A 20,133-nucleotide genomic window follows, 5' to 3' on the forward strand; every position below is an offset into this window, starting at 1 on the left:
CGGCGTTTTTTTGTGCCTATTGGATATCCATCGCCCGATTTGGCTAGGGGGTAAAATAGGGGTATCGGCCCAACGATTGAGTCACCATGCATCCATACCAAGAAACAGCGGCCGGTGAAGCTCTGGCAGCCTCAGTCCAGCGGGCTGATCTGTCGGGCAACACCCAGGGCGTCCAAAACATCCTTGATCTGCTTTTTGCCCACGTCGAGTACATAGCTCCGGTGCTCGGCCGTGAGCCCATGGCGATGCTCGAGCAGATACGTGTCGACCTGGTCGAGGACATTGCAGCAGTGCCTGTTGGCGCCAACCGCTATTTCCAGTTGGTCGGGGCGAGGTCGCACCTTGGCTCAGCTGATGGTGGTGTCGTGAACATGTCTGCTGGGGCGTTTGACGCAGCTGCACGTTTGCACGACGGCGGGGCGTCGGCGCAGCAGGTATTTGACGCCACGGGCCTGGTGTTCGATAAGCATGAGGGGGTGTTCAAGGGGTTACTGTTAGACCCGCTGAAGCCCGACTTCGATAGGGTCCAGGGGCAACTGCAAGAGAGCCCAAATAAGCCATGCCACATCAGGGCTGGTTCTTTGCTGCCGATGGGGCAGGCGTTACTCCGGGCCTATCCATTGCTCAGTGAGATCACCGTTGTGTTTGACCCCGAGCGAAGAGGTGGGTGCTATTCAGAAGCTGAGATGCGGATTGAAGTTGGCTGTAAGGCCCTGGATCTCTCTGCTCCATCCGCAAGGCAACAGATAATCTCTGTTCTCAATCATGAGTTTCAGCACGCCATTGCCGGCATTGAGAGGTGGTGTGCAGGGTTCAGCCCGCGGGCCAACACTCGGCAGGTGATAAGTTTGCTGGACCGCACCATGGCCATCCTCAAAGGCACGGATTCCGAAGCGGTAGAAGCCTTTGAGGAGCACGGGGTCTGTAGAGCGGAATTAGCCCAGAAGTACGGATGTGGCCTGGACGACATCTGGGATCATGTGACCCCTGTAGAAGCGGATGCGTTAGACAAACTATCGGATCGGTATTGGGACCTATACTCCCGGCTGGAGGTGCTTGAGGAGACTCGGGAGCGTGTTGAAAACAGCGATTCGTCGACGTTCCGGGCAGACAGTATCTACTGGCGGGAGTACGGGGAACTGTCCGCACAATTGGTCGAAGAGATGGCAAGGGTTGCAGAGGGGCCTGGTAGCGAACGAGAGAAGCTCGGACGGCTGGTGGAAATGGTTTCCACGGGTCCGCAAGGTGAGGTGTATATGAATCGGTCGGCGCGCATCAAGCCGGCCAAACCTTTTGCCGTATCAGGCCTGGGCTTTATTGATTTTTATGAGTCTGGCGCTGCAGCTGTCAGCCTGGTTCAGGGAGCGGCTAACCTGAAGACGGTCGCCCACGAGTTGCTGGGTCATTACGTGTTGGAGAATCTGTGCGCAGCGGCTCAGGTAGCGGATGCGCCTACGGAGCTGCTCGAGGCGGTTGCAGGATTTACTGCTGCTACCAATTACCACTATGGTGTGGATCTCAAACTTCGTCACGAGGACTTCGCCAGGGCAATTGAGGACATCGTCGACCTGGGTGAGGTGCCTGACAATGACCGGTTGGTTAAGGGCACGGCGGCAGCGATGATCTATGGCCTTAAAGAGGGCCGGTACCTCAACAGTACCGTGATGGCCAGCAAACTGCTGCGGGTCGCTACGGGGGCTGGTAGCCTCGATGTACGGAGCCCCCTCGAGCGAACGTCACGCTGAACGGGGCAATTGTTCGGGGGCGGCAATGAGGCATGCGCCTAGCCCGAGTTTCGCATTGGTCCTTAGGAACTGGTGCCAGTTTTCCTTCGAGCTGAGTCCCCCACTGATCTGGAGGTCCGCCAGCGCCTCTTTCACTGTAGCGGTGGTGTCTGGCCCGTACCGGCCATCGATATCGATCTGGTAGCCATGCAAGTGGAGTAAGCAGGCCTGCACGTATTCCGTTCGTGACTTGGAGTACCGGTTAAAGCCAACGGCTGTGCCTAGGTCAATGTGGAAGTGATCTTCATGCCGCCGGTCGTAGTTGAATCCCAGAACCGTGCCGAAATGTTGGCGCAAGACCGACTCGATCCCCAGGTAAAACGACGGCGATTGCGGGTAGGAAGTGGCGATCCATTGATTACCTTCCCAGTGCAGCCCATCGAGGTCGAAGCCAATACCCTTCCCGTGCGACCCGCCTTTGCTAACCCAGGCACCCGCGGTGGTGATGACCTGGGGCCTGCCCATGGGACACTCGCTGCTTAGCTGTTCGAAGCAGGCTTCCAGTGCCCCTAGCATTCTCGGAGCGGCTTTGAAGAACAGTTGTTTGCCTCGTGTGCCGTAGACATGGGGTGATGGGGGTAGATAGCGGTCGTAATGGAGGGGAATGCCGGCGAGGGCATTGAATCGTACCAGGGACATGGGATGGCTCCGTAGCGTGGGCGGCATACGGAGCCTTGCACGCCAGCGGCGCTGGCGAGGGTTATCTGAGTGGGATGGTGCCTTTACGCAGCCATTCGGGTAAACAGGCGGCACTCGTAGTCGGCTTTGCACAGCGGCTTGAGCCGCGGCCCCTGAGTGGCGGGATCCCAGGTAGCTTCGAAATAGCCAGATCGTAGGGCCTGGCCGTGCCAGAAGGTGGCCTGGCCGTTCCAGTGAGACAGGTAGGCCTGGCCTGTTGCCTCAATGTGGATCAGCGCAGATTGGCGCGTCTGCTGTGTCACCATCAGGGCGGCGTTTGCCTCCGACAGATCCGGCAGCATGGTGTCTTTGATCATGGCCAGCAATTTGGAACCTTCCTGGTTCAGCTTACTGATTTTTGGGGCGCAAACATCCATTGTCACAACTCCAACATCTTTAATCTTTGGTGATTACTACACCGCAACAAGGCCACTTTAGCCCAGAAAAAGACCAAAGGAAACAGAAAGATCCGAAAGGCCGGTCATCACCACTCGCTAGCGTATATAGCGTGTAGGCCAGACTCTTCCAGCGGGGTCACTTGGGGTTTGGTAGGATGGCTTAACAAATCAAAATATCGCGCTATGCAAAACAACAATAATAAAGCACAGGCGACTGCAGCTGCCGTCATGGTGGCCCTGGTTGGGTTCCCTGCGGTAGCTGAGCCTTCGGCCGTTCGAGCTGCAGAAGCTGCGTACATCATGCCCTACTCACAGATGAGTAAGCCGCGGCAGATGCCCTACTTCTCCGATGGTAAGGCGGAGCCGCGCATTGATGATGTGGAGGTGGAGTTTCAGGTTGGTCTGCTGATCCCAGTCGCAGAGCCTGGCTGGCTGAGTGATGATCAGTGGGAGGTGGGTTACACCTTCCGGGCCTATTGGCAGTGGTACAACAAGCCGGAGTCGCGGCCCATGCGTGAACAACTGCATGCCGCCGACCTCCGGTATCGTTGGAGCCTTGCGTTAACAGATGATCTCCACCTTGAGCCCTACGTCGCCGTTGAGCACGTCTCAAATGGGCGAGCAAAGCTGCTGTCACATTCGTGGGACAGGGCGGCGCTTGGGGCGGCTGTGCGGTGGGAGCGGTTAAGGGCGTCGGCAAAGATCTGGCAAACCCTGAACCAGAGCAATGCCGGTCGGGGTAAGGCCTTCGAGCTGGAGGATTACTATGGACCGGGTGAGCTGGAGCTTGGCTACCGAGGAACCGGTTACGATCTGCGGAGCCTGTTCCGGTTGGCGCCCGGGCAGGGGACCGGTCGGGGGTATGCTGAGGTGGGTGCGGTGGTTCCGGTGACCGGCAGCGTCAGCATATACGCTAAATACTCCCGGGGGTATGGCGAAAGCCTGGTGGATGCAAATCGCGATATGGAGCGTTTGGGAGTCGGTTTGATGCTTGGGCGATGGTACTGAAAGGCAGGAGAGAACAGAATGAGCGTGATTAGGACTTTGGGTGTTGCGGCAGCGGTACTGGCTTCGTTACCGGCGGTAGCCGGCGAGGCAGACCTAGTTTGGCCGGCAAAGGCCCAGGTTGAAGTAAAAGGAGAGTTCGTACGTCCTGCGCATCGTCAGGGTGATCTCCAATGGCCAAAGCGAGCATTGGCAGACAAGGCGCAAAATCTGGCGCTGAGCAAGCAGCAGGGCCCGAAGGTCAAACCCTGAGCGGGCTGAAGTTAAGGCCTGGGGCCGCAGTTATGCTGGTACCAGGCCTCGACGTTGGCTTTGATGGTGCGCTGCTGCAAGCGGCGGTCGAGATCGTGGTATTCGGTTCTGTAGGCTGCTGCGGCAGTGTAGATGTCGCCTTTGATCTCGATGCATTGTTCGGCAGTCGTGGGGGTTGTTGCGATGTGGCCGGCGTGCCAAAGGGCGTCGTCCTGCAGGCTGATTTCACGCTTTGCCACCACAAGTACCGTTACAGCCGTGATGATCGACATCACCACCAACCAGCTTGGCCTTGCCGTCTGGTTGGTGGGGCGGTAAAGCCGTCGGTCCGCCTTGTCGATCACGGCGCTGGGTAAGCGGGGTCCAGATGGCCCAGCAGTGGCTCTATGCCAATGTTTTGCAGGTAGCTAGGGGCAGCCAGGGACAGCTTGGCCAGCAGCTCTCGTTTGACGGTCTGGTTAGACTTGAGCTTTTCACCCTCAAGGTAGTCCTGGGGGTGGTCCAGACAATACGCATCCCGGATCTGATCCGAGTCGAACAGGGCGACGCTCAGCCCAACTTCACCTTCGAACCAGAAGTGCGAGCCATGGAATGTGGCGTATGCCAGGGCCTCGGGGGAGAAGTGCTTCGTGGCAGTTCCTTTGCCAATCATCAAGCCTTTAACATCGCCGGTGGAGAATGAGTTGACGCCACGGAAGTGGCGCTGAGTAGACCGTACGGTCCCCCAGGGGGATGAGCGTCGAGTAGCCATTCAAAAAATCCTTTTCTGCACAACACGGGCACAAGTGCCTCAACTCAGTCGATATTATCCGTATGTTTCATATAGGTCAATATAGTATTTCGGCACCTTTGCGTGGTGTCGAACCGCTCCGAACTTATTGCTTTAATTATGCAAGCTAGGAAGCACGTCGCCATCCCACAACCCGATGCTGCCCTCCTTGGTGGTAAGGCGAGAAGTATCCGTATTGCCCCAAAGCTCTTCGAGTAGCGCGTCGAGGGTGTCAGCTGCCCGTTCGGGGCTGATGTCTGCCAGATCGGCCTTTGGCAGTGACACTCGGCAGGGGCGCTTCAAGCAGTCCACGATGAACCCTGAGCTATAGAGTGTCCCTTGTTCCAGATACGCACAGGATTTATCGCCAATCTCGCCATCCAGGCACCAGCGAACGTAGTGACCGCGTTCGGTGAATGCAGACTGGTATTGGTCGAAGATGCCTCGTCTTGAGTTAAGGGGTGGGGCGTGGCGTAGGTAAGCGTTTTCGGCAACATCAGAAAGGGAGCGGGAGACCACGTTAGGGTCCGCTAATTTGTCAGCGCGTTCAAAAAGGCAGATTGGCCAAACAGCGAAAGCAGCGAGTAAGGACATTATGCCGCAAAGCATGAGCTTCAAATGCAGAGGCAGTTTGGCACTGTTCATGAACTGTCGGTCTGTATGATGGCTTTGCATAGGCTCCCTAATAAAATCAGTTAGATCTTCTGCCCACTCCTGGGCAATGCGGTTGGTTGGATTGGCATTGTGGTGCTCTGACCCCCTTGCGTAATTTGCCCTACCTTGGCGTGACATCGCCCTCCCACAACAGGGTGTTACCCTCGGTCGATGTCACGTCAGGGACATCATCATTGAGCCACATATCCGTGAGAAGAGCGTTGAGGATGGTAGTGGCGTCCTCGGGAGTGATGTGGGCAAGATCGTCGTTGGGTAGAGAGACTTGGCAGGCCCCGTTCATGCATTCCACTGAAATCACTGAAATGGTTGGTTGGGCTTGTATTAAGTGGGTGCAGGAGTTTTCGCCGGATTCGAGCTTCGTGCACCAGGTGGCAGTGAATCGCTCGACTCCATACCCAAATTTTGGTGCTGTGAAGGCGCTTGTGGTTGTGTGTTCTGATGTGGCGTAGCGTTCATATGCCTTATCAGCAACATCAGAAAGTCGGCCTGAAACCATCATTTCGGACTGAGTGGGATTTCTTAAGCTATCTGTATTCGCGCCGTGGTAAAGGACCAACACGAGTGCAATAAGCATTAGTACGATCACTTGTATCTGAAAACTTTTGTAGACCCTGTCGGACTCGCTGGTTCGTGTTTGCTCTTCAGTCATAGTTGTCATAAGCACACCTATTTAATTTCAGTTAGGTCTTCTGCCCACTCCTGGGCAATGAGGCTGGCACGGTTTAAAGACCCGCTGCCTTTGCCGGTCCACAACTGGGTTAGGAGATGGCTCAGCTCTTTCTTGCGGCCGGCGAGGGTCCCTGCATGTGGGTCGTCGTCGCGGATAGCGACGACACAAGAGGGCCCCAGGCAATCAACCTTGTAGGGGGACCAACCCCCAAACATTGCACTTAAGCCAATGCAGTTGCTACGGTCGGTTTCTCCTGGGAGACACCAATACGGGAATCCCTTAATGGTTCGTATCTCGCCGTGGAGCAAGTCTGGGTCTGGCTGGTGGAGGCCGAGAAGTTCAGTCGCCGTTTCCGAGAGCCCTTTTGACAGGGCCCAGGATGGACGTGGTTTTGATTGGTTCGCGCCGTACAACAAGATTGAGACAATCGCGGTCACAAAGCAGAGCGAGACGATAGAATCGAACAGTTTGGTCATCTGGCCCTCTCCGCCCCTGTTTGCCTGAGGACGTCAATCCGCTCAGCAACGATGTTTGACTCGGTCCGCAGTGATGTGGATGAAGCATTGCTCCACGCGTCGGTTAGATCTGACAGGAAGGATGCTTTGACCTCTTTCAGGCGAATGACATCGGTACTGGTCATGAGGATGGATGCTCGGCACTTGGGCTCAGTACAGTCAATCCGGTACACATGCGGGTTGTGGTTGTTCAGTGGGCTAAAGGGCTGGCAAGCGTTAGGGTCCCGTACGCCCCGGATGCACCAGAGTGAGGTGGCCTCGGTTTTGACGATATCGCCGCTCAGTAGCGACTGATCGGGTTGCATCTTGTCCCTAAGGCGCGTGGCAACGTCAGAAAGGACCGAGGATTGAATAAACTCGCTCTTCGGTGGTGGGGTTGATGTTAGGTGCTGAATGATCGTGGTGAGTAGGGCATAGCCCAGCATCGCCAGGATGGCGGCCAGTAAGTATGAGCGACCGGACATGGTGGCAGTATCCCTCTGTCTTTGTTTTAAAAAAGGGTACCAAGCAATTCTGAAAACCCCAATGGTTGATGTGGGCCGCGAGGTGCCGGGATTTCGGGGGTTTAGCAGGAGGTTGGTCATTTAGCCAGCGTTTCGTAATGGACCCGTACTGAACAAGGTATGCTGGAGCTAACTGCAATAAATAATGCGGAGTGGCATGCCAGGGTTCTTGGTTCAGTTCAGTTTCCACAGTCATGGCATTGAGTCATGTGGCGTATCGGTAATGGCGTCTGCATGCTCGGCTAGCCTTAGTCCCTTGGATGTGTCCGCCAGCATCGGGGCCCGCAGCGATGCCCTGCATATCCCCGAATTCCTCGATTCCCTCACCGATAAAGGTCTCCTTCTGTATGGATAAACCGACAGCCCCTCGTGTGCTGGATACCTCGGCACTGGTTCACGATCCTGGTTCCCTCGTTGCTTACCAGGGTGACGTTTATGTCTGCTTGACGGTACTGGAAGAGCTGGACAACCTCAAAGAGCGACGTGACCGCAGTGTTAGCGCCGACGCCCGGGCAGTGATTAGGCTTCTCGATCAGATCATCAACGGCCACAGTGCCGAAGAGATTGAGGCGGGTTTGCCGCTACCGACATCGGCCGACGGGGAGGGTGGCCGCCTCTTCGTCGGGGTGGATACAGAGCTCGCAATTGATGACCGGCTAGCCTGCGGCATTGGCAGTGAGGCCGACAATCGGATCATCAATTACGCCCTGCACCTGAAGCGTAAGCTGAAGGAGGATGTGGTCATCGTTAGCCGGGATATCAACATGCGGCTGAAGGCCAAGACCATTGGTGTCGGGGCTGAGGACGTTGCGTTAGAGACCCATGTCTCTGATCTGGACCTTCTCTACAGTGGTGTTCAACGGTTCAAAGGTGATCTGTTTGATGAGTTAAGCACCGATCAGGAATACAGCCTTTCCGGTAAAACGTATCGCCTGCCCAGGAGGCTGTTTAATGACGAAGCTCAGCCGCGTATGTACTGGTACGACGAGGCGGGTCATATAGGTCGGATCCTTCATGTCGATGATCGCCACGTCGAGACAGAGTTGTTGCCGGAGCGCCCGAGCAGGGTGTGGGGGATCGCACCAAAGAACCCGCGCCAGGCTATTGCCCTGCACCAGCTGACCTGCCCTGACTTTGATCTGAACGTGATGCTTGGGCCGGCAGGTTCCGGTAAGACCTTCTTGGCCATGGCGGCGGCTGTGCACATGGTGGTTGAGGAAAAGCAGTACCGGCGCATTGTTGTCGTGCGTTCCAGGGATTTCATGGACGACGACCCTGGCTTCCTCCCCGGTGATTTGAAGGAAAAAAGCTTACCGCTGATGGCCGGTGTGACAGATGCCTTGCAATCTATGCATGACGATGACCATGACTCGGCGTCCTCGATGGAGATGATCATTGAGAAGGCCAACATCGAATTCACTTCGATGGCCTATTTCCGCGGACGGTCGATCGATCACGGAGTGATTGTCATAGACGAAAGCCAGAACATGACGCATGCGCAGATGAAGGGGATGCTGAGCCGTGCTGGAAAGAACTGCCGCATTATGCTGCTGGGGAACCTCTCACAGATTGATCAGCGGTTCGTGAGTGCACAAAGCTCAGGCCTCACGGCGGCGGTCGGCGTCTACCGCCATTACCAAAACGGGTCGGTGATGATCTTCGATGAAGTGGAGCGTGGCCCCCTGGCTGAGTTCACCGAGAAGCACTTCGTCTAGTCACTGTGTGTTTGATTGAGGCGGCTTAGGCCGCCTTTGCTTTCTCTGCTGCAGGATGTAAGGTTTATCCAGTTGTTGGGATAGGGAATGGGGAGCGGTGATGGATTTTTATGAGGCTTGGCACTTTCTGGTCGAGCACCGAATTTTTAACGTGAACAACCGCCATATTTTGAGTGGCGAGGGTGCGGTCGCCGAACTGGGCGCTATGGCCGGCTTAGAGCCCGGTGATGAGTTGGAGTCGCGCAGATCCTGGTTTGATTATTCGTTGCAGATCGAAGTCGTCCGGGTAGATCCTGCGACAGGGGGGGTCTCCGAGAACCCCGAGATAAACACTGCTACCCGGGTTTCGCTGGAGTGTGGTCAGCCCGTCATTCAGCGCGGCCATGAAGTAAGGGAAGAGCACGATTTCCCGGGTGGGTATTACCTGCGACTGGGGGACGAAGAGACCACTGGCCATGACATTGAATTGGATGTCAGCGGGGAGACCTTTGAGCAGGCGATCATTGCTCTGGCTGGTAAGGTCCGCGCGCTCTATGGTGAGGACGTAGAGGGCGCGCTATTCACACTGGATTACAGCCGGTTTAACGACTAGGGATGCGCTTCGTTGCAGGGCGAGACTAGCGGGGGCGTCGTGGTATGGCCACGGCCTAAACCTCACGGATTGCAGAGAAAAAAAGCGGTGGCCACGAAGGCCACCGCTTTGGTTTAACTGGTAGGTTCCGGTACTGGGTCGGGCTCTTTTGCCTTGTCTGATCGGGTCAGCACATTTAGTGCGCGGCGGGGGAGTTCTTCAAATTGCTGCAAGGGGCCGTGTCTCAGGTCGCGCCTTCTGGCGTCGAGAACATCCGTGGCCGCAGCACAGTTTGTCCGGGTGGCAAAAGGTACCTGCAGTTCTGGGTTGGCAGCCTGTGCCAGGCAATCGCGGAACTTGCCGGGTATCCATGTAAGCCTGCTGCCAGTGGCAACAGATTTAAACAGTGCTTCGCCTTGTGATTCACCAGGTCCAAAGACGGCTTTCTGGCCAAGCACCTCGCCATTACGTTCCAGCGAGACGGTCAGCTTGCGGTAGGGGGCGGCATTGTTGGGCTCATCCTGGGCAGGGTGCTGGCTCGCGGGCTCATACTCCACGTCCATGATAAAGTTTACTCGCCCGGCGTGCCCGAAGAACGCAGAGAAGCTAAAGCGTTGGTGAGGAGTTCCATTCTCACATGCTGCCTCAGGTTTTACATCTGGGGCTTCAGGTGCCACGCCGACCTGCGGTACTTCTGCGCGAAACTGGCCCTCGCCGTCGTAGGCAGCAGCAAGGTATCCTTCGCGCCAAACAGCCACTGTATCCCTGATCTGAGTTTCAACTGTTTGAGCGAATGGGATTAGTCCCTTGATGGACTTCATGCTCTCGAAGGTGTCCAGGCAGAAGGGTTGGCTCTCTTTTGCGGATTCCCGCAGTGCAGCAGAAATGGTTTGCAGCTGGACACACAACTCGGTGTGTGACCCGGGGGCGCGGATGTCCGCCATGTGCTTGATGGGCACCCGGATGTATTTACGGAAGCCAGGTGCCTCCTTCAGGCCATTAACTAACTTCTGGCGAAACTCCTCTGAGCTTGGCTGTGTTTTTAAGCCAATGTCCCAGGAAAGGTCAATGAGGTATTGGGCCAAAATTTCACGGGCCTCTTGGTTCCTGTTTAGCAGTTGGTGGGTCATCGTGTTGCCTCGCGTCCGAGTTCGAAGTGAAGCCCGTCTTTCTTGTTGAGGTGGTCTTGTGCCCTTTTTGATAGGGCGGAAAAGGATCTGGAGGCGGCCTGGGTGCCTTCGTACTGCGGCCCGCCGCAATACAGCATGTGGGTGTCTGGGTCATGGTTGCCGAGCGTGCCCGGGGCGTGGTCATGCGAGAGCGGTGCCATTGTCTCCAGGAGTTCGCGGGTCACAGCCCTTGGGATGAGTCCACAATGCTGTTGTGCTTGCGCCTCGATGTAGCCGGCGACAATGACGACTGGGAGATGGGTTAACCGCACGCTGCCTGCGTTGTTAGCGAACTGTTTTAGTGCTACTAGGCACCCACTTCGCTCCTGTGGTGGCAGGGTTTCAGTGTCAAAAAAGTAGTCGCTGAAACGGATCGAGCTATCAGCTTCGCTGGGCAGGGAGAGTGACAACTGCACTCGGGGGCTGGCGATCCGGTTGTCTATGACCTTTTTCTGAGGGGTCTCTGGCTGATCGAATTCGATGTGAAGCGATTTGCCGGCGAGGTTGATGTTCTGGGTCATGCCAGTGGTTCCGTAGACGTGCTCGTGGTCGAGGCTACACCCAAGTAGGTGAGTGCAGTGCTGGTCGATGAGTGTCTTTGCTGCGGTGCGCCATTGGGTGAGGTTCTTGCGGCAAACCGATTCCAGAAACCTTTGTAGTTGTGAGTCGCAATGAGGATCATCTCCCAGTATTATGGCTTTTGCCCTGGGCCCATGATCTTTGGTGAATGCTAAGGTATCGTCATTACCTTTCAATGCGTTGTACGTGGATTCGACGACGACGGTTGGTATGGTGACGGAGCCAAATCCGTAGCAAGACTTTAGGCTGACATGTAAGGCTTTGTCGAACTGAGGTAATGTGACCGGGCCGCGATGAGAGAGGAGTACGATTTGGGCCACACCCGCTAGGTCTTTGAGTATTTCTCTGGTGCAGGTGGTGCTCATGCGTAGATTCCTTTGATGGTGGGCTGAGGTTCGCGGGCATTAGAGCTGATCTGTTCTGCAGTGAACCTGGAGACCGCATCAGGGGTTAGTGCTGCCATATTTGTTCGGCGCATGGCGACCTCGGCCAGCAGATCAGCCGGGACTGATTGGGCCCGACCTTTTTGAATCTGCCTGGCAAATTCAACCAAAGCCAAGTCATCTACTTGGGCGTTCTCAACCGGGATCTCATGGTTGATCAGTTCTGTCTCAACTCCGTTAGCGGAAACGTATACTGCTTTCGCGCTCATCGGGCGCACGACTAGGCCTGGCCAACTCGCTTCGTCATAGGGGAACGGTGACGTCGATGGCGCTGGGTTGTCGGGGTTGTAGCCGTTACGGCGTGCTCGAAGTCCACCTTCAGGGTACTCCCAGTGAGAGGTGGTAATTTTCAGCTTAGAGCCAGATTCGAACTGATCCTCCTTCAGGGGGATGCAGAACGTATCGTGATGTTTGTGGACCGGGCTGTATGGACTGTTTGCAGTGCTGTTACTGTGTTCGACCTTGTGTTGGCAGTTCAAAATTGTGTGGTTGGTCTCTGCCAGAGCGCGTTTGGCATATCTGATCTGTACTGGCAGGACGGTTTCCATGTCGTGGATCACATCGGTCAGCAAACTGATGACGTTTGGGGACCACTCCCCGCAAAATTGTTTCAGCAGGGCTGGTAAGTCTGCCCGGCTATTGGACCTTGCAATATAGTCAGCGGCTTCTGCCAGATCGTGCTCCAGTCTTAAGAGGGCCATCTCTCTAAGCCCATGCTCTTTTTGTACTCGGCAAGCGTCGTTGATGAGGTCGACCCAGCGCGGGTCACTGGAGGTTTTTTCAGGTAGGTGTTCAACAACCTCGTTGGCCACCCGGTTCAAGAGTGAACTGGTATAGGCCGCTGTGACGCAATCAGGGAAGTGTTCTTTGCGAGACTGCTGCCGCAGCATGAAAATACAATTCTGGACCATGCGAAGTAGCGGCTCATATTTCTTCATCTTTATCCCCAGTGCGTCATTGGCGAAAAGCTAACTCCTATATTTATTATTGTACTCGACCTGTCGGCGGCACTTGGATAAGTGGGTGAGCAGGCCATACTGAAACCGGTACAGCACCCCTTGCGAGGCCACCAGATCATCTAGGCGGTCCTTTTCCAGGTGGGTCAGTCGTAGTCGGTTGATCAGTTCGGGGGGCTGTTCAAGGCTAGAGGGCTTTTGGCTGTAGCTGAACAGCCCGGCATAAGCCCCGCTGAGTACCACTAAGAACAGGAACAGCGACACCTGCCATCCGGCAAAAGGGACCATCCAGTGGAGTATGGGTAGGCCGATGGCCGCCAGTAGGATGAGGATAATGCCGCGCAACCGCTGTATCTGGATGAGCCTGGCGGTACTTGGTTGTGTGGGCTCAAGCCAGGGGTGTTGTTCAAGCCGATGGATGGTGGCGAGCGGATCAGTCATGAGTGCCTCGGGAAAGGGGGTCTCGATTCAGTGTAATTGGGCGCGTGGTAAATCCTAAGTGACCCCAGAACCCCGGGGTTTGGAGCCTATGTGGCAACATAACAATCCACTATTTGTACGAAAGTGTTGCCAAGCTATTGAGAAGTATACTTAGGGTTGGCAAAATAGCGTTGTTACTCAGAGGGATGATGATGCCGTGTCTAGGACTGGACTGAAGTTTAAGAAAGCGATAGCGCTGTTGGGTTGTTGTTTTGCGCTGATGCCATTCGGTCATGCTGCGGAAGAGGTAAAGGCCCCGTCACTGGATCGCCTGGCCAACCGGATTGCGATGTATGACACCGGTGCCATGCCTCAGTTGGAGGCGTTGTACGTTAAGCACTACATGCAGGCCGACATGGCCTGGAAGTTGCGCTGGAACCTGTTGGCCTGTGAAGCTTCAACGTTGGTTTCCGACGGGGAGGGGGTTGCACGGTACCTGGCAGTGGGTCGGGCTTTGATGGAACACCGCCCGGCGTACCATTACTACAAAGGGTATTTTGCCGCCTGCGAGGCCGGCTTTACTCAGACCACCACACAATACGAGGCGGCGGACAAGCTCTATGATGCCGCGTTGCAAAGCGAGCATGTGCAGGGTAACCCTGAGGTCCTTGCGATCCTGCTCTCTCGTCAGGCAAACGGTTTGTCGGATCAGGGCAAATCCGCCATGGCCATGCAGGCCCACCTGGAGGCCATGCGCCATATGGTGCTGCGCCCGAAGCAACACATCTTTGCATACCCTGAAGGGTTGCTGCATTTCAGTATCGGTAGGTCATACCACTACCTGGGTAAACAACTAGACGCCCGGGCGTCATTTGAGCAGGCCATTGCCGTCACAGACCCCAAAAGCTCGCTGGCCTGGTTCATTCGGTTCAACTACGCTACTGTCTTGTCGCGCTGGGGCGACCTTAATGCAGCTGGCATTCAGTTGGATAACCTCAATAACAATCCGCCTGAATTTGGCCCTATCCACAGTGGCTATTTCTCAAAGATGATGGCCGAAATCATGTTTCGTTTAGAGCGCTACGATGACAGCCTGATGCGAGCAAACATCGCCATGCTGGAATTCGAAAGGGTGGACATGATAGAGCCGCTGTCCTCTTCGATGATCTATGCCGGTATGTCTGAGGTCATGCTCACTGATGGTGAGCGGGGGTGGGATAACATCACCAGGGGTCAGGAGTTGATGGGCGAACACCTCACCATCACTGGGGGAGACTGGGGGGCCCTGGTTGAGAGCTGGAGCTGGATGGCTGAGTATCATGCTGAGCGGGGTAACTTTGAGGCTGCTTTGCATGCCAAGGAGCAGGAACGGTTAGAGGCCGTCAGGCTAGAGGCGCGCCGCGGAGAAGATCGCAAAGAAGAGCAGGCAGAGATGCTTTCCAGTCAGGCCGAGTCAAGGCGAGAGGCACTTGAGGGGTTGCTCAAAGAAGAGCATGCTTTTCAGCGCGAGAGGGCCCTTTGGCGTGCTGGTGGTGGATTACTCGTCATGTATTTCCTGACACGCGCAAGCTACGTCCTCTATCGTCGGCGCAAGGATGCCCGGGTTGGTGAAGTGGTCGCCGTACAAGATCATGGCGCCAAGCTGGACAGCTTTATTGGGGACGTTCGCACTGAGAAGGCAACTGGCTCGATCATTTTTATCTCGGCTCCGAACAGCGAGCGATTCGAAGGCTTTAATGAAATCGTTAGCGGATTGCGGGAAGGTGATGATGTGATCGAGATCTTCCGCGGTAGCCGTTTGCTGATGCTGCGGGACATCAAACCAAAAGAGCTTGAGTGGCGTGAGTCCGAGGTGCGGGAGCACTTCCGCGGTCAAAAGGATGTAGTAATCTTCTGCCGCGAGATCCCCAGGATCGAAAACCGGGAGAGCCTGCTAAGATCGATCCGTTTTGAAATTGAAAGCGCCGAGCTGGCACGGGAAGAGAAGAACTCGCCAGGGCTGGCCCTGGTGGCAAACAACGTCTAAAGCGAAAGGCCCGGGACACTAACCCGGGCCTTTTTGTCACCAGTTGAAGACTTTCACCTCAACCCTTTGCAGGATGTGGCGGCCATATCGAGGCGGTTTGAGATCGGGAGTGCTATCACTTTGTGGGCCCAGGGCGTCGAGTTCTGCGCCGGTGAGCGTGTTGGGATCGATTTGCTCGACCTTTAAGATCTCAGCATCGATGGGCAGCCGGCCGGGGGTGCAGCATTGGATTATGGCCGGCCCTGTCATCAACAGAGATTCCTGAAAGGCCATGAGCGCGGAAGTCGGATTCACACCAGTGGCCAACGCGGTGAAATGCTCGCTGGCAACATGAACAATCTGCATTACTGCATTCCTTTGCAAAACAACAACATCAACACAGCTATGCTAACCAGCGAAGCGCCCAACTTCAAACCAGACCGAGTTGGCCTGGTATAGCAGATCACGGTCAGGCAGAAGGCGTGATCCTCATCTCACGCTGCATCCATTACCGTTTGTAAAATAAACCAAGTTCACTATGATGTGTTTGACTAAGACCATCAGTGACAAGCATTGGAATTCTCAGAGTTAATAACGCATCTACGTACTTCCCTTGGCCTCAGCCAGAAAGACTTCGCTGATCAGCTGCACACCATCTCCAGCGACCTCGGTTCGGTTGATGAGGGGACGGTGAGCCGGTGGGAGCGCAAGAAGACCAAGCCTTCTTTGGCGCGGCAGATCGCCATTGCGCGGCACTATGGTCAGATCGGCGTCTTCAGGTCCTGGGTGCGTGAGCACTACCAGGGAGAGCGTGGGCCTAGGGCGCCTGATCCAATGGCCATGCGCTTTAGTCACCTCAATGGCTACTCAGACAATGTCTATGACCCTCGGAACATCGCGCTGACAGTCACTCGCGGCTTGCCAGCAGAATTGGGCGTTACTCACCCGCAGTTGTTACCTGTTACCCGGTTATTGGGTGCACCGGTCGGGGCTCTGGCAGTGGGGTTCGAAGCTGGGCTATACACAGGTGAAAGCGTTCTTATTGAGTCTGGCAACAAGATTGCTGGCCACTTGAGCTATGTGATGGCCCGGCCCCAGGTGCTGCTGGACTCCTGCCTGGCTGAGAGTGGCGTTGGGAACGAAAGCGCACGATTATTGACCGCGGGGACGGGGGAGGTCATGTACCTCTACTCCAGCTTTTCCTCTCATGTAGACGTGTATCGCTACCAGGTGGCCTATTTGCTTGATCTGTTTGACCGTGACCGACATGTTGAGTGGTGTCTTTTGCACAACGCCTCAGAGGGCGGTAAGGCGCTGATCAAAGCTTTGGGCGGGACCATCATTGGCAGAGGCCCGGAAAAGGAGTTTGGTGGCGTTAAAATTGGTCATAAACACTATGCCTGGGCATTGAGTATGGTGAGGGTGGTCGATTTTCTCAGTTCTGAAATGGCGGCCATGGAACTGGACATCGGTCAAACCGGGTTGGTTGAACGGGTCGATTCCAAGCCAAGAGCGTTGTCCTAATTACTACGCAAATTAGGCATTGAGCTCTAAAGCTTTGTTGCTCAATGCCCTTCTACCACTAAATGCTCAACTTACAATGTGTCGGGTTCCGTTAAGCGCATGAAAAGTAAGAATAATGAGTGAAAGTGAGTTTAATGCAGCAGCAGTTGCAAAGATGTGTAACTGTGATCTCAAAACGCGTTGTGCGGTGGCAGAATTTGTTGCGTCATCGGATGCGTTGGTGGTGAGCCACAACGGCAAGATCTATTTCCCTGAAAAGAAGCAGTACCTGCACGTTGCCCATGTGCGTGCGATGTGTCTGTTCGCAAGTCGGGTCGGCCAGGTCGTCCCGGTTGATGTGTTAAAGCAGTATGTCTGGGGTAATAAGGAAGTATCAGATCCAACTGTAAGGGGCCTAATTGCGACCTTGCGGCTGATTGCGAGGGGGTCGGGTCGAAACCTGTACACTGAGAGAGGAAAAGGTTACCTGCTAGTAGAAGCGGAGTGAGATGCCAAGACTCGTCAGTTCCAACCCAGCCCTATCCCTGCCGCCCGCTCTTAGCGGTATTACCCCGTTGTATCTTCGTCACCAAGAGATCCGAAGCCGTACAGGTGGCCCGCTAGCTACCGAGGTTCTGATAGATTTTGACCGCATGACCGTGGCTCATGGTGATCACTGGATCAGGCCTGATATTCTCCAGGCCTACTGTGGCGATGTGCTTTCTTCTGTCGGCTATCTCAGCTCTATGTTGGATCAGGTGCTAAGGCCCGATATCGTTCTGCCGGCGGGCAAAGTGTTCATCAATCTGGAGCGCAGCAGTGTTACCCAGCGTGCATGCTTGAAGCTGGTAATCAGTGCCGCCGAGCATCTGCGAGAACGGGGTTGTGAGCTGGTGGTAGAGCTGACTGAGCGCGAGATGCAGTGTCGCGGCCTGGAGTATTTGAAAGGGTTGCAGGCTCTGAAACAGGCTGGGGTGGCCTTGGCAGTCGATGACTACGACTTTCTCGCTGGGGATGAGCGTCAGGTTGAGCTTTCTGCAGGCTGCTATGACATCGTAAAGGTGTTGTGCCCGGTGGACCATGCTCAGTGGGAAGAGCTACGCTGGTTCTGTCGTGATCAGGCACAGGCTGCCGCGCGGGGTGTGGTCATTGAGTGTGTTGAGCACTCCTGGGAGTACAACAACGCCAAGACGCTTCCGCACGTATTCGGGCTGCAGGGCTACCACTTCTCCCGCCCAGTTCATTGGCCGGAGGCCAGAGCGAACCTGCACTAACTTCACCAGGGTAGGGTTACAGCATGTGATTGGGGCGGGTGCGATAGGTATCTGCCCCTTTGCAGTTTATGGCCGGGTCGGTGCGCTGATCATCGTGCCTTCTTTGCGCCAGCCAGGCCCTTGCGCGGAGCACGGCTTCGTCCTTGCCGTATTGCCTGATGGAGAACGACACCGTTCTGGAGCGGTCCTGTTGGTCGGTGTAGGACACCTTGGCACAGTGCTGGTTGACCTGGATCTCTGGAGGAAGGTAACTGTCGGACTCTCCCTGGCCAAAGCGGGGCATAGAGTCTAGAAGATCAAGAGCTCGGGAGTTGGGGGACATGGTAAGCACCGGCATGAAAACGGGTGCGCACAATACCGAAACAACCCTCCACTGGCAAGCAATCCCTGGTGGATGATTTGGAAGGCCGCAGAGGGGCGCGTTGAGGCAGACCGTGTTTTAGTGGGTCATGACCAGCTCGAGCAGACTCGGTGTGTGTTGAGTCGGATTTCTTTGGTAGTACGCGGTTAGGAACGGCACCTGTGTGTCGTCGATTTCAGGGTCCTGCAGGGGATGCAGGTGCAGTGGTAAATCGATGCCGGCGAGGGAGTGACTCAGGCCTTGATCGAGAGTGTTCCTGGCTATCCGGGAAAGGATATCTACCTGCTGATCTGCCGGAGCGCAAGACAGCACCATTTCGGGTAACCCCTGGTTAGTCAGCCCGATGGTGTAGCAGACAGGGTTTCTCGGGTCATCCGTGTGGATAACAAAAAAACCGAACCTATCTATATGTAATTTAATCAGATCGACACATCTCATGCCCCATAACATAGGGGCATGATTGCAGTCTGTCCAGTGCTGTCGGGCGCTAAGCGATACGGATCACCAGCTGGACTTGGTCGCTATCCATCCGGACCGCGCCACCAATGGCGAGGTCAATGATCCCTTTGTCCCGATTGATCTTCCAGTCACTGTGTCGGCCTAATTCCTCTTCAGCGAACACGAAAGGTTGGATCTGGCTGCCACGCCAGGTCAGGCCGGTTTCTTTCAGAATGATGCATTCGGCATCGTGGGCGCCAATATAGGTCGTGCCGTCGGCGGAGGAGACCCCGGCAATGCGTTGGGTGAGAAAACTAAGCATCTGAAGAACGTCACCGTTGGCTTTTATCATTTCGAAGGAGCCGTCCCTTGCTACTTCGGTGCCATAGGTGGTCAGGGCTTTCTCGACCGCTGCCTTTGTAAATGTCAGGACGTCAAAGCTGCTCGGGTGAGCAATTTGACGGCCGAACACCTGGGTGACACTTTCTGGATCTCTGTTCAGGCACCAGGCGATGGCCAGTTGCAGCACACATTGCGATCGGTTCATAGTGACTTCCTAATTGTCAGTATATGTAAATATATTGACGTAAGCGATTGTGAAAAGCAACTGTCGGGTTACTCGAAGGTGCCAGGCTCAAACTCAGCATCAATAACAAGCCGGAGTTCCTGGTTGCATTGCGCGCTGATCAGGGCAACCTTGTGATGCAGCAGGGCGGCCTCAAATTTTAGGTAATGGTCGTTGTCCTGCTCCTTGCCCTGGAAGTGGGGATTTCTGGTCATGCCTTGGTGGGTAGGAGTAAAGCCGAGATCGGGGCTGGACAAAACGATGTGACCGGCAGTGTCTGTGCCGGCGAAGCTCAGCTGGATGGCCATTTTAGGGTATTTGTCGAGAAGGGTCTGGAGGTCTTGCTGAAGCTGCTCGTGCATTGATTTCGTCCTAAGGGCTACCGAGCGTCCGAGCATACCAAAGTGCGTACAGCAGGGGTAGTTAGGCCGGGTTAACGCCCGGCCTTCACCATTCAAAGCATCATGGCTTCGTTGGAGTTGTGCACTTTCTGGACTGCAAGGGTGCCGTCATAGACGATGTCACCGTTGCGGCCGAAGTTGCGTCCACGCAGCGGGATCACTTCGGCAACAGTGACTGGGCGGCGGTCTTGCCGGCTGCATAGCCAGGCTTTGAGCCGGGGCTTGGTCAGCAGGGTAGTCATTTCAACCTGGATTAGGTCAGACGTGGTCATGTTGTCGCCGTTCTGAGCGACGTGGTAGAGGTTTTCCATTGTGTTCCCATCCTTGGGTGATTGAAGCTAAACGATAGTCAACAAGAAACTTTTTTGCCACTGGCCTTTTGGGCCAGTGCGCTTTGATTTCTCTTCAAGAACCCGACAAATTCCGTCTTGTCGTTAACGATTTGGATGGTCACACAGTGGCAATAATAATGCAAGTTAACTCA

At 55.4% G+C, this 20,133-nt stretch carries 25 protein-coding genes; 8 read left to right on the forward strand and 17 right to left on the reverse strand.

Annotated elements, in window-relative coordinates; all coding sequences use genetic code 11:
* Positions 1-86 precede the first annotated feature (86 nt).
* Positions 87-1,745 (forward strand): hypothetical protein, encoded by a 1,659-nt coding sequence (locus tag BUC04_RS09560; RefSeq protein ID WP_067655239.1) that lies wholly within the window; start codon positions 87-89, stop codon positions 1,743-1,745.
* Here the strand turns inward: BUC04_RS09560 and BUC04_RS09565 are convergent.
* Positions 1,737-2,423: an extensin family protein gene (locus BUC04_RS09565; RefSeq protein WP_067655236.1), complete on the reverse strand. Its 687-nt coding sequence runs from the start codon at positions 2,421-2,423 to the stop codon at positions 1,737-1,739. The two genes, BUC04_RS09560 and BUC04_RS09565, sit on opposite strands and share 9 nt — an antisense overlap.
* Positions 2,424-2,506: 83 nt before the next feature.
* Positions 2,507-2,779, reverse strand: a complete 273-nt coding sequence (locus BUC04_RS09570; protein ID WP_159437681.1) for a hypothetical protein — start codon at positions 2,777-2,779, stop codon at positions 2,507-2,509.
* 264 nt (positions 2,780-3,043) lie between these two features.
* On the opposite strand from BUC04_RS09570, the gene BUC04_RS09575 reads away from it, so the two are divergent.
* Positions 3,044-3,868, forward strand: coding sequence for a phospholipase A (locus BUC04_RS09575; protein ID WP_067655230.1), 825 nt, complete (start codon positions 3,044-3,046; stop codon positions 3,866-3,868).
* Positions 3,869-4,128: 260 nt separating this feature from the next.
* On the opposite strand, the gene BUC04_RS09585 is transcribed toward BUC04_RS09575, so the two are convergent.
* The 6 genes from BUC04_RS09585 to BUC04_RS09610 all read right to left on the reverse strand — a co-directional run bounded on the left by BUC04_RS09585 (position 4,129) and on the right by BUC04_RS09610 (position 7,330).
* Positions 4,129-4,461, reverse strand: a complete 333-nt coding sequence (locus BUC04_RS09585) for a hypothetical protein (RefSeq protein WP_067655224.1) — start codon at positions 4,459-4,461, stop codon at positions 4,129-4,131.
* Positions 4,458-4,868, reverse strand: coding sequence for a hypothetical protein (locus BUC04_RS09590; RefSeq protein ID WP_143165652.1), 411 nt, complete (start codon positions 4,866-4,868; stop codon positions 4,458-4,460). The genes BUC04_RS09585 and BUC04_RS09590 overlap by 4 nt, the downstream gene beginning before the upstream one ends.
* A 132-nt stretch (positions 4,869-5,000) precedes the next feature.
* Entirely contained in the window at positions 5,001-5,531 is a 531-nt protein-coding gene (locus tag BUC04_RS09595; RefSeq protein ID WP_073325795.1) for a hypothetical protein, read from the reverse strand.
* Positions 5,532-5,661: 130 nt separating this feature from the next.
* Positions 5,662-6,219, reverse strand: coding sequence for a hypothetical protein (locus BUC04_RS09600; RefSeq protein ID WP_143165653.1), 558 nt, complete (start codon positions 6,217-6,219; stop codon positions 5,662-5,664).
* An 8-nt stretch (positions 6,220-6,227) separates the two neighbouring features.
* On the reverse strand, positions 6,228-6,707 hold the full coding sequence (locus BUC04_RS09605) for a hypothetical protein (RefSeq protein WP_067655213.1): 480 nt from the start codon (positions 6,705-6,707) through the stop codon (positions 6,228-6,230).
* Positions 6,704-7,330 (reverse strand): hypothetical protein, encoded by a 627-nt coding sequence (locus tag BUC04_RS09610; RefSeq protein ID WP_143165654.1) that lies wholly within the window; start codon positions 7,328-7,330, stop codon positions 6,704-6,706. Before BUC04_RS09610 ends, BUC04_RS09605 begins: the two co-directional genes overlap by 4 nt.
* A gap of 266 nt (positions 7,331-7,596) precedes the next feature.
* On the opposite strand from BUC04_RS09610, the gene BUC04_RS09615 reads away from it, so the two are divergent.
* Positions 7,597-8,964: a PhoH family protein gene (locus tag BUC04_RS09615; protein ID WP_067655207.1), complete on the forward strand. Its 1,368-nt coding sequence runs from the start codon at positions 7,597-7,599 to the stop codon at positions 8,962-8,964.
* Between the two features lie 100 nt (positions 8,965-9,064).
* Entirely contained in the window at positions 9,065-9,556 is a 492-nt protein-coding gene (locus tag BUC04_RS09620) for a hypothetical protein (RefSeq protein WP_067655204.1), read from the forward strand.
* A gap of 113 nt (positions 9,557-9,669) precedes the next feature.
* Here BUC04_RS09620 and BUC04_RS09625 read toward each other — a convergent pair whose 3' ends face one another.
* The 4 genes from BUC04_RS09625 to BUC04_RS09640 are packed head-to-tail and all read right to left on the reverse strand — an operon-like array spanning position 9,670 to position 13,123.
* Positions 9,670-10,665, reverse strand: coding sequence for a hypothetical protein (locus tag BUC04_RS09625; RefSeq protein ID WP_067655201.1), 996 nt, complete (start codon positions 10,663-10,665; stop codon positions 9,670-9,672).
* Positions 10,662-11,648 (reverse strand): hypothetical protein, encoded by a 987-nt coding sequence (locus tag BUC04_RS09630; RefSeq protein WP_067655199.1) that lies wholly within the window; start codon positions 11,646-11,648, stop codon positions 10,662-10,664. Before BUC04_RS09630 ends, BUC04_RS09625 begins: the two co-directional genes overlap by 4 nt.
* Positions 11,645-12,664, reverse strand: coding sequence for a hypothetical protein (locus tag BUC04_RS09635; RefSeq protein ID WP_067655197.1), 1,020 nt, complete (start codon positions 12,662-12,664; stop codon positions 11,645-11,647). Before BUC04_RS09635 ends, BUC04_RS09630 begins: the two co-directional genes overlap by 4 nt.
* Positions 12,665-12,694: 30 nt before the next feature.
* Positions 12,695-13,123 carry a hypothetical protein gene (locus tag BUC04_RS09640; protein WP_067655194.1) on the reverse strand — a complete coding sequence of 143 codons (429 nt, stop codon included), beginning with the start codon at positions 13,121-13,123 and terminating at the stop codon, positions 12,695-12,697.
* 196 nt (positions 13,124-13,319) lie between these two features.
* On the opposite strand from BUC04_RS09640, the gene BUC04_RS09645 reads away from it, so the two are divergent.
* Positions 13,320-15,128: a hypothetical protein gene (locus BUC04_RS09645; protein ID WP_143165655.1), complete on the forward strand. Its 1,809-nt coding sequence runs from the start codon at positions 13,320-13,322 to the stop codon at positions 15,126-15,128.
* A gap of 36 nt (positions 15,129-15,164) precedes the next feature.
* On the opposite strand, the gene BUC04_RS09650 is transcribed toward BUC04_RS09645, so the two are convergent.
* Entirely contained in the window at positions 15,165-15,473 is a 309-nt protein-coding gene (locus BUC04_RS09650; protein ID WP_067655189.1) for a hypothetical protein, read from the reverse strand.
* Positions 15,474-15,680: 207 nt separating this feature from the next.
* Here BUC04_RS09650 and BUC04_RS09655 point away from each other — a divergent pair, with 207 nt between their 5' ends.
* The 3 genes from BUC04_RS09655 to BUC04_RS09665 all read left to right on the forward strand — a co-directional run bounded on the left by BUC04_RS09655 (position 15,681) and on the right by BUC04_RS09665 (position 17,884).
* Positions 15,681-16,631, forward strand: a complete 951-nt coding sequence (locus BUC04_RS09655; RefSeq protein ID WP_067655186.1) for a helix-turn-helix domain-containing protein — start codon at positions 15,681-15,683, stop codon at positions 16,629-16,631.
* A 115-nt stretch (positions 16,632-16,746) separates the two neighbouring features.
* Positions 16,747-17,118, forward strand: coding sequence for a winged helix-turn-helix domain-containing protein (locus BUC04_RS09660; protein WP_082766547.1), 372 nt, complete (start codon positions 16,747-16,749; stop codon positions 17,116-17,118).
* 1 nt (position 17,119) lies between these two features.
* Complete coding sequence (locus BUC04_RS09665) at positions 17,120-17,884, forward strand: EAL domain-containing protein (protein ID WP_082766546.1); 765 nt, start codon at positions 17,120-17,122, stop codon at positions 17,882-17,884.
* A 16-nt stretch (positions 17,885-17,900) separates the two neighbouring features.
* On the opposite strand, the gene BUC04_RS09670 is transcribed toward BUC04_RS09665, so the two are convergent.
* The 4 genes from BUC04_RS09670 to BUC04_RS09690 all read right to left on the reverse strand — a co-directional run bounded on the left by BUC04_RS09670 (position 17,901) and on the right by BUC04_RS09690 (position 19,960).
* Positions 17,901-18,206: a hypothetical protein gene (locus BUC04_RS09670; protein WP_143165656.1), complete on the reverse strand. Its 306-nt coding sequence runs from the start codon at positions 18,204-18,206 to the stop codon at positions 17,901-17,903.
* Between the two features lie 526 nt (positions 18,207-18,732).
* On the reverse strand, positions 18,733-19,230 hold the full coding sequence (locus BUC04_RS09680; protein WP_067655170.1) for a hypothetical protein: 498 nt from the start codon (positions 19,228-19,230) through the stop codon (positions 18,733-18,735).
* Between the two features lie 68 nt (positions 19,231-19,298).
* On the reverse strand, positions 19,299-19,610 hold the full coding sequence (locus BUC04_RS09685; protein WP_067655168.1) for a hypothetical protein: 312 nt from the start codon (positions 19,608-19,610) through the stop codon (positions 19,299-19,301).
* A gap of 92 nt (positions 19,611-19,702) precedes the next feature.
* On the reverse strand, positions 19,703-19,960 hold the full coding sequence (locus tag BUC04_RS09690; RefSeq protein ID WP_067655165.1) for a hypothetical protein: 258 nt from the start codon (positions 19,958-19,960) through the stop codon (positions 19,703-19,705).
* Positions 19,961-20,133: the final 173 nt, after the last annotated feature.

Origin of the sequence: Ferrimonas marina (assembly GCF_900129905.1) — a bacterium.
Classification (GTDB): Bacteria; Pseudomonadota; Gammaproteobacteria; order Enterobacterales; family Shewanellaceae; genus Ferrimonas; species Ferrimonas marina.